Source organism: Cohaesibacter sp. CAU 1516 (assembly GCF_005771485.1).
GTDB classification, from domain to species: Bacteria; Pseudomonadota; Alphaproteobacteria; order Rhizobiales; family Cohaesibacteraceae; genus Cohaesibacter; species Cohaesibacter intestini.
In genome coordinates, this window is the sequence record NZ_VANT01000002.1 from 186,224 (window position 1) to 200,567 (window position 14,344).

General features: G+C 56.8%; 15 protein-coding genes. 12 read left to right on the forward strand and 3 right to left on the reverse strand.

Going from position 1 to position 14,344, the window contains the following annotated elements; translation table 11 throughout:
- Nucleotides 1-124 precede the first annotated feature (124 nt).
- The 12 genes from FDK21_RS07760 (at nt 125) to FDK21_RS07815 (ending at nt 11,463) form a co-directional block, all read left to right on the forward strand.
- Complete coding sequence (locus FDK21_RS07760; RefSeq protein WP_114008373.1) at nt 125-793, forward strand: GNAT family N-acetyltransferase; 669 nt, start codon at nt 125-127, stop codon at nt 791-793.
- Entirely contained in the window at nt 793-1,341 is a 549-nt protein-coding gene (locus tag FDK21_RS07765) for a GNAT family N-acetyltransferase (RefSeq protein WP_138148079.1), read from the forward strand. Before FDK21_RS07760 ends, FDK21_RS07765 begins: the two co-directional genes overlap by 1 nt.
- On the forward strand, nt 1,338-2,375 hold the full coding sequence (gene obgE / locus FDK21_RS07770) for a GTPase ObgE (RefSeq protein WP_138148080.1): 1,038 nt from the start codon (nt 1,338-1,340) through the stop codon (nt 2,373-2,375). Before FDK21_RS07765 ends, obgE begins: the two co-directional genes overlap by 4 nt.
- A 64-nt stretch (nt 2,376-2,439) precedes the next feature.
- Nucleotides 2,440-3,573: a glutamate 5-kinase gene (proB, locus tag FDK21_RS07775; protein ID WP_246657521.1), complete on the forward strand. Its 1,134-nt coding sequence runs from the start codon at nt 2,440-2,442 to the stop codon at nt 3,571-3,573.
- A gap of 102 nt (nt 3,574-3,675) precedes the next feature.
- Nucleotides 3,676-4,950, forward strand: coding sequence for a glutamate-5-semialdehyde dehydrogenase (locus FDK21_RS07780; protein ID WP_246657522.1), 1,275 nt, complete (start codon nt 3,676-3,678; stop codon nt 4,948-4,950).
- A 66-nt stretch (nt 4,951-5,016) separates the two neighbouring features.
- Complete coding sequence (locus tag FDK21_RS07785; RefSeq protein WP_280955301.1) at nt 5,017-5,673, forward strand: nicotinate-nucleotide adenylyltransferase; 657 nt, start codon at nt 5,017-5,019, stop codon at nt 5,671-5,673.
- A gap of 174 nt (nt 5,674-5,847) precedes the next feature.
- On the forward strand, nt 5,848-6,228 hold the full coding sequence (gene rsfS, locus FDK21_RS07790) for a ribosome silencing factor (protein WP_198662839.1): 381 nt from the start codon (nt 5,848-5,850) through the stop codon (nt 6,226-6,228).
- Between the two features lie 74 nt (nt 6,229-6,302).
- Nucleotides 6,303-6,785 carry a 23S rRNA (pseudouridine(1915)-N(3))-methyltransferase RlmH gene (rlmH, locus tag FDK21_RS07795; protein ID WP_138148081.1) on the forward strand — a complete coding sequence of 161 codons (483 nt, stop codon included), beginning with the start codon at nt 6,303-6,305 and terminating at the stop codon, nt 6,783-6,785.
- A 137-nt stretch (nt 6,786-6,922) separates the two neighbouring features.
- Complete coding sequence (locus FDK21_RS07800; protein WP_138148082.1) at nt 6,923-8,383, forward strand: peptidoglycan DD-metalloendopeptidase family protein; 1,461 nt, start codon at nt 6,923-6,925, stop codon at nt 8,381-8,383.
- The gene (locus FDK21_RS07805; protein ID WP_114008367.1) at nt 8,380-9,741 is read left to right on the forward strand and encodes a S41 family peptidase; all 1,362 of its coding nucleotides are present in this window, start codon (nt 8,380-8,382) and stop codon (nt 9,739-9,741) included. The genes FDK21_RS07800 and FDK21_RS07805 overlap by 4 nt, the downstream gene beginning before the upstream one ends.
- Before the next feature lie 66 nt (nt 9,742-9,807).
- The gene (locus FDK21_RS07810) at nt 9,808-10,947 is read left to right on the forward strand and encodes a divergent polysaccharide deacetylase family protein (protein WP_138148083.1); all 1,140 of its coding nucleotides are present in this window, start codon (nt 9,808-9,810) and stop codon (nt 10,945-10,947) included.
- Nucleotides 10,948-10,959: 12 nt separating this feature from the next.
- Nucleotides 10,960-11,463, forward strand: coding sequence for an RNA pyrophosphohydrolase (locus FDK21_RS07815; RefSeq protein WP_138148084.1), 504 nt, complete (start codon nt 10,960-10,962; stop codon nt 11,461-11,463).
- 86 nt (nt 11,464-11,549) lie between these two features.
- Here FDK21_RS07815 and FDK21_RS07820 read toward each other — a convergent pair whose 3' ends face one another.
- Genes FDK21_RS07820 through FDK21_RS07830 form a run of 3 tightly spaced genes read right to left on the reverse strand, consistent with a single transcriptional unit; the run spans nt 11,550 to nt 14,329 of the window.
- The gene (locus FDK21_RS07820; protein WP_114008364.1) at nt 11,550-11,954 is read right to left on the reverse strand and encodes a F0F1 ATP synthase subunit epsilon; all 405 of its coding nucleotides are present in this window, start codon (nt 11,952-11,954) and stop codon (nt 11,550-11,552) included.
- 36 nt (nt 11,955-11,990) lie between these two features.
- Nucleotides 11,991-13,418 (reverse strand): F0F1 ATP synthase subunit beta, encoded by a 1,428-nt coding sequence (gene atpD / locus FDK21_RS07825; RefSeq protein WP_114008363.1) that lies wholly within the window; start codon nt 13,416-13,418, stop codon nt 11,991-11,993.
- A gap of 23 nt (nt 13,419-13,441) precedes the next feature.
- Nucleotides 13,442-14,329 (reverse strand): F0F1 ATP synthase subunit gamma, encoded by an 888-nt coding sequence (locus FDK21_RS07830; RefSeq protein ID WP_138148085.1) that lies wholly within the window; start codon nt 14,327-14,329, stop codon nt 13,442-13,444.
- Nucleotides 14,330-14,344 lie beyond the last annotated feature (15 nt).

Consider the following 14,344-nt stretch of genomic DNA (forward strand, 5'->3'; position numbering starts at 1 on the left):
TGTCCCTGACCCCGACAAATCGACAAAGATCCTCCTGGCAGGATCAAAAGATTAGAAGGGGAGATGGGACACCGTCTCCCCTTTCGCTTTTGATCCCTAACCTATCGCCAACCAGGAGGACACCATGTTGGAAATAGACGAAAGCTTGTTACAGACCGAACCCGACAGTATCCGGGGTTTGGGAAACAGCTCCATCATCCTGCGCCAGCCTCGGCGCGCTGATATCGACATGCTTGTCGCACTGGCCACCAAACCAGTGTTGGCCAAGAACATTTGCTGCAACTGGCTGCCAACCTCTCGCGCAGACGCCGAACAATGGCTCGCCGAGATTGAGGCAAATGCCAAACAGGACACAGTGCCCTTTGTCATGACCGACAACAAAGGGGCATTTGTTGGCGCCATCGGCCTCCTGATCAACAAGGCAGGCTCCGAAGCAGAAATCAGCGTGATGATCCGTGAAGGCCACTGGGACAAGAATTATGCGACCCAGGCCATTCAGGCGATTGCGGACTTTGCTTTCTCAAACCCGGACAAAAACCAGCCCTCCCTGCGTACCGTGACAGCCCGTTGTCGCGTCACCTGCGGAGCGTCCCGTCGCGTCGTTGAAAAATGCGGATTTCAATATTGCGGCACCGGCATGGCCCATTCGAGACACTATGACGGCAAGATCCCGATCGACCGCTACCGGTTGGATCGCGGCATCTGGTACGCCTTGCGTCACTGGGCCGGAGCATCCGCCTTCACCCCCGCCGAGAAGCCCGTTGAAACTCTGGATATCAAAGGAGCAGCATAATGCGCAGACCAAGCTTGCACAGCGAGCGTCTGCTCTTGCGCCCCCTCGACAAGAGCGACGCCCCTTCCATCGAAGCCATTTGCAGCCAGCGTGCGGTCAGTGAAAATCTGGCCAACGTCCCTTACCCCTACCCGGATGGTGGAGCACAGGACTGGCTCGACCGGGAAGCCAAGGGGCTTGCCGGCATCAACATGGCCATCACCCATGAAGGCGATCTGATCGGCCTGATCGGCATCAAGGCTTCGAGCGAACGCACAATTGGCGACTTTGTGCCGTCGATTGGCTATTGGCTTGACCTGCCTTTTTGGGGTAAAGGCTATATGCAAGAAGCTGTCAGCCGTCTTCTCGACTGGTATATGCCGCATGAACCGACCGAACGCATTCGTGCGTCGGTGTTCGAAGACAATTCCCGCTCCCTCAATGTCTTGCAAAAGCTTGGCTTTTGCGAGATTGGCAGGGACGAAGGCTACAGCATTGCGCGCGGGACTCAATCGCCCCAGATCAATCTGGAGCTGACCGCCAATAGATACAAAGAGGCCATGCAATGAAGTTTCTCGACCAGGCCAAGGTCTATGTCCGCTCCGGTGACGGTGGAGCAGGCTGCATTTCCTTTCGCCGTGAAAAATATGTGGCCCTTGGTGGCCCCGACGGCGGCGATGGCGGCAAGGGCGGTGACGTCTTTGTCGAATGCGTCAATGGCCTGAACACGCTGATTGATTATCGTTTCAAGCAGCATTTCAAAGCCGAGATCGGCCTGCATGGAATGGGCCGCAACCGCAATGGTCATAAAGGCAAAAGCGTCGTTCTGCGTGTCCCGGTGGGCACGCAGATCCTTGACGAGGACAACGAAACCATTCTCGCCGACATGACCGAAGTGGGCCAGACCTATCGTCTGGCCAAGGGCGGCAATGGCGGCTTTGGCAATACCCATTTCAAATCCTCGACCAATCAGGCCCCGCGCCACGCCAACCCGGGTCAGGAAGGTGAGGAAAAATGGATCTGGCTGCGGCTCAAACTGATCGCCGATGCTGGTCTGGTCGGTCTGCCCAATGCGGGCAAATCCACCTTCCTGGCGTCGGTCTCCTCGGCCAAGCCAAAGATTGCGGACTATCCTTTCACCACCCTGCACCCCAATCTTGGTGTCGTCGGCATTGACGGCCGCGAATTTGTCATGGCCGACATTCCCGGCCTCATCGAAGGCGCCCATGAAGGCGTTGGCATCGGCGACCGTTTTCTCGGGCACGTCGAGCGTTGCCGGGTTCTGCTGCATTTGATCGATGCGACACAAGAGGACTTTCTTGACGCCTACCGGGTCATCCGCGGTGAGCTCGAAGCTTATGACGAGGGTCTGGGCGAGAAAGACGAAATCGTTGCCCTGACCAAGATCGACTCCCTGACCGACGACGACATCACGGAAAAAATGGCAGAATTCGAGGCCGCCTATGGCTTCCGGCCGCTTGCTATTTCCGCTGTTGCCCGCACCAACATGGACGAGATTCTCCGTGCCCTGATGAGCAAGATCGAGACGGAAAACAAGCGCGAGGCAGAAGCCGGGCAAGAGGAAACGGCGTGGCGACCGTGAGGATCGTCCCCCGCCTCCCTTAAGCTTGTTTTATAAGACGCGTTTGGCAGAATTGGATGCACTCGTGAGACTTCAGGACCAGAAACGCATCGTCATCAAGATCGGCTCTGCCACCCTCGTTGACGAAAAAACGGGACGCCTGCGGGCCGCATGGCTGCAGACCCTGATCGACGACATTGCCATGCTCAAGGCACAGGGCAAGGAAGTGCTGATCGTCTCGTCCGGTGCCATTGCTCTGGGCCGACGGCGCACCCATCTGCCAGCAGGCAAGCTGAAGCTTGAGGAAAGCCAGGCCGCCGCTGCCATCGGTCAGATCGCCTTGGGCGAAGCCTATGCTGACGCCCTGCACAAGGTCGACCTGACCGCAGGCCAGATCCTGCTGACCTTTGAAGACACAGAAGAACGCCGCCGCTATCTCAATGCCCGCGCCACCTTGACCAAACTGCTCGAACTGGGCGCGGTGCCGATCATCAACGAAAATGACACGGTCGCGACCAGTGAAATCAAATTCGGCGACAATGACCGGCTGGCCGCCCGCGTCGCCACGATGATCAGCGCAGATTGCCTGATCCTGCTCTCCGACATTGACGGCCTTTATACCGCGCCACCCGCCACCAACCCCGACGCGGAACATATTCCTATCATCGAGCATATCACCCCGGCTATTGAAGCCATGGCAGGCAGTGCAGGATCATCGCTGGCCAAAGGCGGCATGACCACCAAGATTGCCGCAGCCAAGATCGCGGTCAATGCAGGGGCCAACATGATCATCGCCAATGGCGGGGACTATAATCCGCTCAAAGCCTTGATGGAGGGCGGCAAATGCAGCTGGTTCACCGCTGTTGCCAACCCGATCACCCAACGCAAACGCTGGATCAATGGCCATCTGGAGCCGCAAGGCATTTTGACTCTTGATGACGGTGCGGTTCGGGCCCTGTTGTCCGGCAAGAGCCTGCTGCCCGCAGGCGTCAAGGCCCTCGATGGTAACTTTGCCAAAGGCGACGCGGTGATCATCCGGCGGCTTGACGGGCAGGAAATTGCCCGTGGCCTGATTGGTTACGACCGCACCGAAGCCGACCAGATCATTGGCCACAAATCGTCCGACATACCCGCTCTGCTGGGCTATGACGGGCGACCGGAGCTGATCCACAGGGACGACATGGTTCTGCGTGACCATGAACCGGTCACCCCGATTTGAACCACGCCGTGCGCGTTCACGCAATCACGACTTGACCTGTCGAAAGCTTCAATCCTATATCGAACAGACAAAAGGGCTGACGCCCAACTGGGGGAATGCAGTATGAATGACATGACCAGCACCGTCGCCGACATGATGAGCGAGCTCGGTCGCCGCGCGCGCAGCGCCGCCCGGACCTTGGCCAATGCCCCGAGTGCCCAGAAAGACAAGGCCCTCACAGAAGCCGCCGCAGCCATTCGAGCCAGCATTCCCGCCATTCTCGAAGCCAATGCCAAGGATGTGGCCAAAGGTGAGGAAGACGGCATGACCAAGGCCTTTCTCGATCGCCTGACCCTTGATGAAAGCCGGATTGAAGCCATTGCCGCCGGTTTGGATGCGATTGTCACCCTGCCCGATCCCGTCGGCGATATCATGGCGGGCTGGGATCGCCCCAACGGTCTGAAAATCGAGCGCGTCCGCACGCCGCTTGGTGTCATCGGCGTGATTTATGAAAGCCGCCCCAATGTAACCGCAGATGCTGGGGCTTTGTGCCTGAAGGCCGGCAATGCGGCAATCCTGCGTGGCGGTTCGGACAGCCATCATTCTTCGCGTGCCATTCATGCCTGCCTGACCGCTGGCCTTGAGGCAGCTGGCTTGCCAGCCGACGCCATCCAGATTGTCCCAACCACCGATCGGGCCGCCGTTGGCGAAATGTTGCGGGGCCTTGGCGGCAATGTCGATGTCATCGTGCCGCGCGGCGGCAAGGGTCTGGTTGGCCGCGTGCAGGAAGAGGCCCGCGTGCCGGTCTTCTCCCATCTGGAAGGCATTTGCCACCTCTATATCGACAAGGCAGCCGATGCAGCCAAAGCCGTTGACATCACGGTCAATGCCAAGATGCGCCGTACCGGCATTTGCGGGTCGGCAGAAACCTTGCTGATTGACCGCGACGTGGCCGAGACAATCGGCAAGCCCGTGCTGGAAGCACTCGCTGCAGCGGGCTGCGAAATCCGTGGCACCGCTGACATTCGGGCCCTTTTTCCCGCCGCCAAGGAAGCTCGGGAAGAGGATTGGTCGACCGAATATCTCGACGCCATCATCTCCGCCAAGCTGGTGGATGGGGTTGGTGAGGCCATCGATCACATCGCCACCTACAGCTCCAGCCACACCGAAAGCATCCTCACCGAGGATGCTGCAGCGGCGGAACGTTTCCTCAATGAAGTTGACAGCGCCATTGTTATGCACAATGCATCGACCCAGTTTGCCGATGGCGGCGAGTTTGGCATGGGCGCCGAAATCGGCATTGCCACCGGTCGCATGCATGCCCGTGGCCCGGTGGGTCTGGAACAGTTGACCAGCTTCAAATATCGTGTGCATGGCACAGGCCAGACCCGACCATAAGGACCGGGATCTGATTCAATGGTTTTTGATGCACATGACCCGGAACCACAAGGAAGGGACCCCAGCATGACCGCTGACATGACCCGGTCCCGCACCCATGGCATTGGGCTTCCGCCCTTTCAACCGGGCATGCGCATCGGCCTTTATGGCGGCAGCTTCAACCCTGCGCATGAAGGCCACCGCCATGTCGCTCTGACGGCCCTGCGTCGCCTGCAACTTGATCGCATTTGGTGCCTCGTCACACCGGGCAACCCACTCAAGGATATCAGGGACTTACCCAAGCTTGAAACCCGCATCACACGCACCGCCGCGATGATGGATCACCCGCGCATTGACGTCACCGGCGTCGAGGCCAAAGCAGGCACCAGCTACACCGCCATGACCCTCAAATGGCTGCAACAGCGCACCCGCGGCGTTGATCTGGTCTGGATCATGGGAGCAGACAATTTAATCCAATTTCACCATTGGCAACAATGGCGGTCGATAATGGCCTCAATGCCGGTTGCAATTGTGGACAGACCCGGATACAGTCGCGCACCGCTGAAGGCGACAGCCGCAAAAGCGTTTGCTCATGCTCGTATTCAAGACAATCGGGCAAGAGCGCTCGTGGGCGCGCCCTGCCCTGTCTGGACATTTTTGTATGGGCCCCGCTCACATCTGTCTTCGACGGCGCTGAGGCGACATTCGCAGCAGCAATCGCTGTCGCAAAAGCAACAGCCTTGAAATTGTCATACGGCGTGACATATCCTATTTATGCGACGATTTGGTTTTCGGGTCAGATTTTCGCCTTTCCATTTCCGTTCACCATCATGAAAGACGGATCGATGAACGGCAGAAGCTGCCATGCAGTTTGATATAAGAGGTACATTCCTGTCTACCGCAACCCAAATGGAGATCATGCCAGAAGGCCTCTCTCCCGCAAGCCTCGTGACGGATCGCAAGGATCCTGAGCAGGCTCTCGAGTTGATCCTCGCAAGCTTGGATGATTCCAAGGCAGAGGACATCTTGTCCATTGACCTGCGCGGCAAATCAGCCCTTGCCGACTTCATGGTCATCACCTCCGGTCGTTCCCATCGTCATGTCGGTGCCGTCTCTGATCGTCTCTTGCGAGATCTCAAGGACAATGGCTTTGGCAATGCGCATGTGGAAGGTCTGCCCAATTGCGATTGGGTCCTGATCGATACCGGCGACCATATTGTTCACATCTTCCGCCCGGAAGTCCGCGAATTCTACAATATCGAGAAAATGTGGGCAGCCGAAGCTCAGGACGAAGACTGAGCGGCTGACAATGATCAAACGAGCGGGATCGGCACCAGCTGCAATGACCCTCGCTTGATCCACGGGTAAGGCAGATGAAGCTAGTCATAGCAGCTATCGGGCGGCAAAAAGCCGGCCCGGAGACCGATCTTGTCGCGCGTTATCAAGACAGGGCGAAAAAGGCTGGGCGCTCTCTGGGACTGTCCGGCCCGGACATTATCGAGTTTGCCGAAAGCCGCGCGCGCTCAACCCCTGAACGCAAAAGTCAGGAAGCCGACCAGCTGCTCAAAAGCTTGCCGTCTGGCGCCTATATTGTCGCCCTGGACGAGCATGGCAAGAATATCTCCAGCGAAGCCTTTGCCAAGCTGATCGACAAGCAGCGCAATGCCGGTGCACCTGCGGTTGCTTTCGTTATTGGCGGGCCCGATGGTCACGGAGATGAACTGCTTGCGCGTGCCGACGCCAAACTGGCACTGGGGGCCATGACATGGCCGCACCAACTGGCGCGCATGCTGCTGAGCGAGCAGGTCTATCGCGCCATCACCATTCTCACTGGCCATCCTTATCATCGCGTTTGACCCCGATGATTGCATCGATTGATCACACGCACCCTGCGTCTTTGCCCGCAAAGGCGGGGACGCGGTCCTGAATTTTCTGTCAGACGATTCCACCACTGCATCGCTTGATTTACATTGCGCTCAAAGAGGCAGGACAGATGATTCGGTTGCACAACCAACAAGACAGGAAGGCGGGCTCCGGAAACCGGACAAAACGCGGTGTGCAAACACTGGCGGCGATCGTCACCCTCCTGCTCAGCCTATCGATCATGCCTTTGCAAGCCCAGAATAGCGACCAACCCGCCAGCAACGAAGCCAGTGCGCCGGACACCCCCCAGTCGGACCCGGAAAAAACCGAAGCGGAACAGCGCGCGGCCCGGGCGCTGGAAGCCCGCCTCACCGCTCGCAAGCAGCAGGAAGCCGCCCTGACAGAGATCGAAGCATCGATTGCCCTGTCCAACGAACGGCAACAGGAACTCAAAGACGAGATCGCGCAATTGCGCTCAGACCGGGAAACCATCCAGCAAGATCTGCTGGCGACGGCAGAGCGGATCAAGAATCTGGAGAGCTCCCTGTCGGATCGCGAAACCCGCCTGCGCACCCTGTTTGCCGACCAGACCAATCTGCGTGTGTCGCTGGCCGAGCAGCGTGATGCCCTCTCCGAAATCCTCGCAGCCCTTCAGCGCATTGGTCGCAACCCTCCCCCGGCCCTGTTCATCCGGCCCAACGAAGCCCTGAGCGCCGTTCGCTCCGCCATTCTGCTTAGTACTCTGGTGCCAGAAGTGCGCCTTGAGGCTCAGGCTCTGGCCGCCCAGCTCGAAGCCCTGATCAGTGTACAAGCCAAGATCGAGCAGGAGAAAACCGCCCTGCAAGGTGGCTTGGGAAAGTTACACGAAGAGCAGCAACGCCTTGACTTGCTGGTCGCCAAGAAAAAGCAACAGGAAGCCTCCAGCCTTGAAGCCGCCCGCTCCGAAGAGCAACGGACCAGCGAATTGGCCTCCCGTGCCCGAAGCTTGCAAGAGCTGATTGACGGCATGGAACAGGAAATCAAGGCGGCGCGTTTGGCAGTGGATGAAGCCAAAGAAGCAGAAAAACGCCAGCTAGAGAAGAAACTGGAAACAAAGAAACAGAAAATTGCCGCCTTAAAAGACGCTGCGCGCCTTTCTCCTGCCATACCTTTTGGTAAAATGAAGGGCCTGTTGCAGCTGCCTGCACGGGGCGCCATCCTCAAAGGTTATGGGACCAATGACGGTTTCGGCGGCCAAACACAGGGTTTGTCGATCGCCACGCGCATCGGCGCACAGGTCACCAGCCCGGCAGATGGCTGGATTGTTTACGCAGGACCGTTCAGATCCTTCGGTAAACTCTTGATCATAAATGCCGGAGACGGCTACCATATAGTCCTTGCCGGGATGGATGACCTCATCGCGGATGTTGGATCCTTTGTATTGGCCAACGAACCGGTTGGTACAATGCAAAAAACACGACTGGCGGCAACGGATGTACTTGACTCAGGTGCATCTCGCCCGGTGTTATATTTGGAATTGAGAAAAGATGGCACGGCGATTGATCCCGCGCCATGGTGGACAGTAGCTTTGAAAGAAAAGGCAGACGGATGATCCGTAAACTCTCACTCTTGCTTATCGGTGCTCTCATGGGTGCTGGCCTTGTTGTCACCCTTGCAGTGTCACCGTGGGATGCGACGGGCACAGCCAATGCAGCAGGCTCCGACACCTATCGTCATCTCAACCTGTTCGGCGATGTGTTCGAGCGCGTGCGCCGCGAATATGTCGAGGAACCGGAAGACAAGAAGCTCATCGCTGCCGCTCTGAATGGCATGTTGACCTCGCTCGACCCTCATTCAAGCTATCTCTCCCCAGAGAGCTTTGAGGACATGACGGTTGAAACCTCCGGTGAATTTGGCGGTCTCGGAATTCAGGTCACCCTGGAAGACGGGCTGGTCAAGGTGATTTCTCCAATCGATGACACCCCGGCCCACCGTGCCGGCATTCTGGCGGACGACCTGATCACCCATCTCGATGATGAGCCGGTTCGCGGCCTGTCACTCAGCGAAGCGGTCGACAAGATGCGCGGCAGGGTCGGCACAGCAATCGAACTGACCATCGTGCGCAAGGATGTCGAAAAGCCAATCAAGGTATCGATCACCCGTGAAATCATCAAAATTTCCTCGGTGCGCTCCAAGGCCCATGGCGATATCGGCTATGTGCGCATCACCCAGTTTAACGGTCAGGCTTTCAATGGCCTGAAAGAAGCCATTGCCGAACTGGAAAAAGAAATTGGTAGCGACAAGGTCAAGGGCTTCATCCTCGATCTGCGATCCAACCCCGGTGGCCAGCTCGACCAGTCCATCGCCATTTCCGACACCTTCCTTGATCAGGGTGAAATTGTCTCCACCCGTGGCCGCAACAAGGATGAAGTCAAGCGCTTCTATGCCCGTGCAGGCGATCTGACCAAGGGGCGCCCACTGATCGTACTGATCAATGGTGGCTCGGCTTCGGCGTCCGAGATTGTCGCCGGTGCCCTGCTGGATCACAAACGGGCAACCATTATCGGCTCAAAAAGCTTTGGCAAAGGGTCGGTTCAGACGATCATTCCACTGGGCAACAATGGCGCCATCCGCCTGACCACAGCACGCTATTACACCCCATCGGGTACGTCCATTCAGGCCAAGGGCATCGTTCCTGACATTTTCGTCAAGCAAGAACTGCCTGACGAACTGAAGGAACGCTTCCCAACCACGGCAACCACCGAGGCCAAACTCAAAGGCCATCTGGAAGCCGAAGGGGAAGCAGAAAAGACGGCTGACGAGAGCGCGGAGGACAAGGAAAAGGCCAAGGAAGCCTATTCCCCTTCTTACGTGCCAACAGAAGTCGACAAAGACACCCAGCTGCAATTCGCTCTCAAGCTGATGAATGGCGAAGAGCAGGATGTCGCTTTCCCGGCCAAGGTCGAATAGTGAAGCAATCGAAGGCAGTCCCGCCCGGGGCTGCCTTCTCCCCGTCCTCTTGTCGAAAGATGGACCATGGCGGCGAATGATCTGAAAAAACCCCTCGGCCAAAACAAACAACAATCCAACGGTCTGTCCCACATTTTCATGCTTGGTTCGCTCGGCGCACTGACATTGGTGTTGGCCGGTCTGATTGGCTGGATCGTTATGGTGGACGACCCCACTGGCGGTTACCCAACCGAAAGGGTCGATTTGGTAGCCACGTTGCGCCAAACCGCCAAGATTGGCGTCGAGGGCATGCGACCGGGAATTAAGCCCGGCATTCCGGAGACCAATCTCAACAGCCCAGATCCCCGGTCCATGCCGGAATTATTCCCCAATCAGGCCAATCCCAATCAGAGCAATCAACCCACCGCCAACAATGGCGATGGTATTCGGGTGCTCGATCCCTCTTCGCCACAATTGAATGACGCAGGCAATGCTGGCTCGAACCAGCGGCCATACAAGCTTTTTGCACGCCCCGTCAACAGCGACGCCATTGCCGGCTTGCCTAAGATTGCCATCGTTGTCGATGGCCTTGGCCTGTCACAAACCACGACACAGGAAGCGCTCAGTCTGCTGCCCCCCGATGTCACTTTGGCCTTCGCCCCTTATGGCAATTCGCTGGCGCGGTGGACACAAAAGGCCCGCAGTCAAGGTCACGAGTTGCTGGTACAGGTACCGATGGAGCCGTTTGACTATCCCAACAATGATCCCGGCCCCCACACCCTGTTGACCACAGCAAAAACGGAAGCCAACAAGGCCAACCTGAACTGGGTACTGGGTCGGTTTGATTCCTATGTTGGCGTGATGAACTACATGGGTGCGCGCTTTTCCGCCGATGAACTGGCGGGGTCGGACTTCATGCGCGAAATGCAAGCCAATGGCTTACTGTATCTGGAAAGCGGCGGATCGGGCCGCAGTCGCCTGAATGCCATCGCCAGCAATATGAATGTCCCCAATCTCAAGGCTGATCTGGTGGTCGACTTTCAGGGTCGTGCAGCGGACATCGAGACCCGGCTGATTCAGCTGGAAACCATCGCACAGGAAAATGGCTTCGCATTGGGCATTGCCTCCGCCTTCCCAACCAGTGTACGGACCATTTCCGAATGGACACAAAGTTTGCGCCAGCGCGGCTTTGCACTCGTCCCCCTGACCACTTTATTGCAGCAATAAGGCACGTGTGACATGAAATCCCGTGAAGACTATCCCTACCGTGACTGCGTCGGCGTTTGTGTATTCAACAAGGACAACAAGGTCTGGATCGGGGACCGCGTCAACTCACCTGAGTTGCTGAAAAGCGCCCATACATGGCAGATGCCCCAAGGTGGCATCGACAAGGGTGAAGATCCGCTTGTGGCGGCCGAGCGCGAATTGTTCGAGGAAACCTCGATCAAATCCATCTCTCTTTTGAAGGAAGCGGAAGACTGGCTCTATTATGATCTACCAGACAACTTGCTCGGCATTGGCTTGAAAGGCAAGTTCCGCGGCCAAAGGCAGCGCTGGTTCGCATTTCGTTTCGACGGTGATGACAGCGAAATCGATGTCTTGAAGCCAGGCGGCGGCAAACATGAGCAAGAATTTCAAGGCTGGCGATGGGAAGACCTTGAAAAGGTGCCAAGCCTGATCGTCCCCTTCAAGCGCGATGTTTATGATCAGTTGGTCAAAGCTTTTCTGCCACTGATCAAATAGAGCAGACAAACAAAGAAGCAAGACACAAAAAAGCCGCGGCACCCTTGGGTCCGCGGCTTTGTGATCTCCATCGCTCGTTTACGGTCTTACTTGGAAACCGCTGACTGCAGCTTTTGCAGACGAGCGAGCCGCAACTCGGCTTCGTTCCTGATGTCGTCACTCTGCGCATCGGCAACATCTTCTTCCGCATCGGTGATCAGTTTGGCCACTTTGTCATGGTCCAGATCTTCGATGGGAAGCGCTTGTTCCACCAGCACTTTCAAACCGGAAGCGGCAACGTCGGCAAAGCCACCGCGGACATAAATGTCACGCTTGCTGCCATCTTCCATTTCAGCTTCCAGAACACCAGGGGCAATAGAAGCGATCACGGGCGAATGGTCTTTCAGGACGGTGAAGAAACCGTCCATGCCAGGCACCACGACGGACAGACAGGCTTCAGAAAGAACCAATCGTTCCGGGGAAACCAATTCAAAGCTGAAAGGTTCGGCCATGATATATACCTACTTTCCCGAGGAGTGAGACGCCGCTTAAGCGGCGTCTGCTGCAAGTTTCTGGGCTTTCTCGATGGCTTCTTCCATAGAACCAACCATGTAGAAAGCAGCTTCCGGCAGGTGATCATACTCGCCTTCCACCAGGCCTTTGAAGCCTTTGATGGTGTCTTCGAGAGAGACCAGTTTACCAGGAGACCCGGTGAAGACCTCGGCCACATGGAATGGCTGGGACAAGAAGCGCTCGATCTTACGAGCACGAGCCACAGACATTTTATCTTCTTCGGACAGCTCATCCATACCAAGAATGGCGATGATGTCCTGAAGAGCCTTATAGCGCTGCAGGGTTTCCTGAACACGACGGGCCACTTCATAATGCTCGTCACCGATGATGCGCGGATCAAGCATACGAGAGGTCGAGTCAAGCGGGTCAACAGCCGGGTAAATGCCTTTTTCAGCAATGGCACGGTTCAGAACCGTGGTTGCATCCAAGTGGGCAAACGAGGTTGCTGGTGCCGGGTCGGTCAAGTCATCGGCTGGCACGTAAATGGCCTGCACGGACGTGATCGAACCTTTGTTCGTGGTGGTAATACGTTCCTGAAGCGCACCCATGTCGGTTGCCAGAGTTGGCTGGTAACCCACAGCGGAAGGAATACGACCCAGAAGCGCAGACACCTCGGAACCGGCCTGTGTGAAGCGGAAGATGTTGTCCACGAAGAACAGAACGTCCTGACCTTCATCACGGAAATGCTCAGCAACCGTCAGACCGGTCAGAGCCACACGGGCACGGGCCCCTGGAGGCTCGTTCATCTGGCCGTAAACGAGGGCACATTTGGAGCCTTCGCCGCCGCCTTCCTTGTTCACGCCGGATTCGATCATTTCCCAGTACAGGTCGTTACCCTCACGGGTACGCTCGCCCACACCAGCAAACACCGAATAACCACCGTGTGCTTTCGCGATGTTGTTGATCAGCTCCATGATCAGAACGGTTTTGCCAACGCCGGCACCACCGAACAGACCAATTTTACCGCCCTTCGCATAAGGAGCGAGCAAATCAACGACCTTGATACCGGTTTCTAGGATTTCCGCATCGGTGGACTGTTCCACGAATGCAGGTGCCTGCTGGTGAATCTCGCGAGTTGCGGAGGTTTTCACTTCGCCCGCTTCGTCCACTGGTTCGCCAATCACGTTGACGATACGACCAAGCATTTCTGCACCTACAGGCACAGCGATTGCTTGACCGGTATTGGTCACAGGCTGTCCACGAACGAGACCTTCGGTGCTGTCCATCGCGATGGTGCGGACCGTGTTCTCACCCAAATGGAGTGCCACCTCGAGAACGAGGCGGTTGCCGTTATTGTCGGTTTCAAGTGCGTTCAGAATGGGTGGAAGTTCACCCTCAAACTGGACGTCCACAACAGCGCCGATAACCTGCGTGATACGTCCGGTAGCTTTGCTTGCTGCCATTCGTCTATCCTCATCAATCGCCGTCAGAGCGCCTCAGCACCTGAGATGATCTCAATCAATTCACCCGTGATCTGTGCCTGACGCTGGCGGTTATAAGACATTTCCAGTTTACTGATCATGTCACCAGCGTTGCGCGTTGCGTTGTCCATTGCAGACATACGCGCGCCCTGCTCAGAAGCACCATTTTCAAGAAGCGCCCGGAAAATCTGGACCGAAACGTTTCTTGGAAGAAGATCCGCAAGGATTTCCTCTTCACCTGGCTCATATTCGTATATGGCGCCAGATGCTTTAGACCCATCGTCCTCTTTCTCTTCGAAAACAGCCGGGATGATCTGCGTCGCGGTCGGGATCTGAGTGATCACGGACTGGAAGCGCGCATAGAACAGGGTGCAGACATCGAACTCGCCATTCTCATACTTGTAGAGAAGCGGGCGGCCCACACGAACTTCGGCATCGGAGAAGCTGATCGATTTCAGATCGCGCATATCCACGACATCAATGATGTCGTTACCAAATTCGCTTTTCAGGACATCATAGCCCTTCTTGCCGACACACAGCATCTTGACTGTTTTACCCGCCGCCTTGAGTGAACGGGCGTGATCGCGCGCTTTACGCGCGATCGAAGAGTTGAAGCCGCCACAAAGACCACGCTCTGCGGTGCAAACCAACAGCAGATGGTTCTGGTCAGAACCAGTGCCGGACAACAATTTCGGCGCGGCGGAATCACCGGCGAAATTGGCAGCCACGTTGGCGAGCACTTCGTCCATGCGTTCAGCGTAGGGACGGGCATCTTCTGCAGCGGTCTGAGCCCGACGCAGTTTTGCCGCCGCCACCATCTGCATGGCTTTGGTGATCTTTTGTGTCGCCTTAACCGAGGCGATACGATTCTTGAGGTCCTTAAGGCTTGGCATTCTTAGCCTCCGTTC

Bases quoted from the DNA above. Each gene is read 5' to 3' on its own strand.
- FDK21_RS07760 (WP_114008373.1), top strand. From the start codon at position 125: ATGTTGGAAATAGACGAAAGCTTGTTACAGACCGAACCCGACAGTATC.
- FDK21_RS07765 (WP_138148079.1), top strand. From the start codon at position 793: ATGCGCAGACCAAGCTTGCACAGCGAGCGTCTGCTCTTGCGCCCCCTC.
- obgE (WP_138148080.1), top strand. From the start codon at position 1,338: ATGAAGTTTCTCGACCAGGCCAAGGTCTATGTCCGCTCCGGTGACGGT.
- FDK21_RS07780 (WP_246657522.1), top strand. From the start codon at position 3,676: ATGAATGACATGACCAGCACCGTCGCCGACATGATGAGCGAGCTCGGT.
- FDK21_RS07785 (WP_280955301.1), top strand. From the start codon at position 5,017: ATGACCGCTGACATGACCCGGTCCCGCACCCATGGCATTGGGCTTCCG.
- rsfS (WP_198662839.1), top strand. From the start codon at position 5,848: ATGCCAGAAGGCCTCTCTCCCGCAAGCCTCGTGACGGATCGCAAGGAT.
- rlmH (WP_138148081.1), top strand. From the start codon at position 6,303: ATGAAGCTAGTCATAGCAGCTATCGGGCGGCAAAAAGCCGGCCCGGAG.
- FDK21_RS07800 (WP_138148082.1), top strand. From the start codon at position 6,923: ATGATTCGGTTGCACAACCAACAAGACAGGAAGGCGGGCTCCGGAAAC.
- FDK21_RS07805 (WP_114008367.1), top strand. From the start codon at position 8,380: ATGATCCGTAAACTCTCACTCTTGCTTATCGGTGCTCTCATGGGTGCT.
- FDK21_RS07810 (WP_138148083.1), top strand. From the start codon at position 9,808: ATGGCGGCGAATGATCTGAAAAAACCCCTCGGCCAAAACAAACAACAA.
- FDK21_RS07815 (WP_138148084.1), top strand. From the start codon at position 10,960: ATGAAATCCCGTGAAGACTATCCCTACCGTGACTGCGTCGGCGTTTGT.
- FDK21_RS07820 (WP_114008364.1), bottom strand. From the start codon at position 11,954: ATGGCCGAACCTTTCAGCTTTGAATTGGTTTCCCCGGAACGATTGGTT.
- atpD (WP_114008363.1), bottom strand. From the start codon at position 13,418: ATGGCAGCAAGCAAAGCTACCGGACGTATCACGCAGGTTATCGGCGCT.
- FDK21_RS07830 (WP_138148085.1), bottom strand. From the start codon at position 14,329: ATGCCAAGCCTTAAGGACCTCAAGAATCGTATCGCCTCGGTTAAGGCG.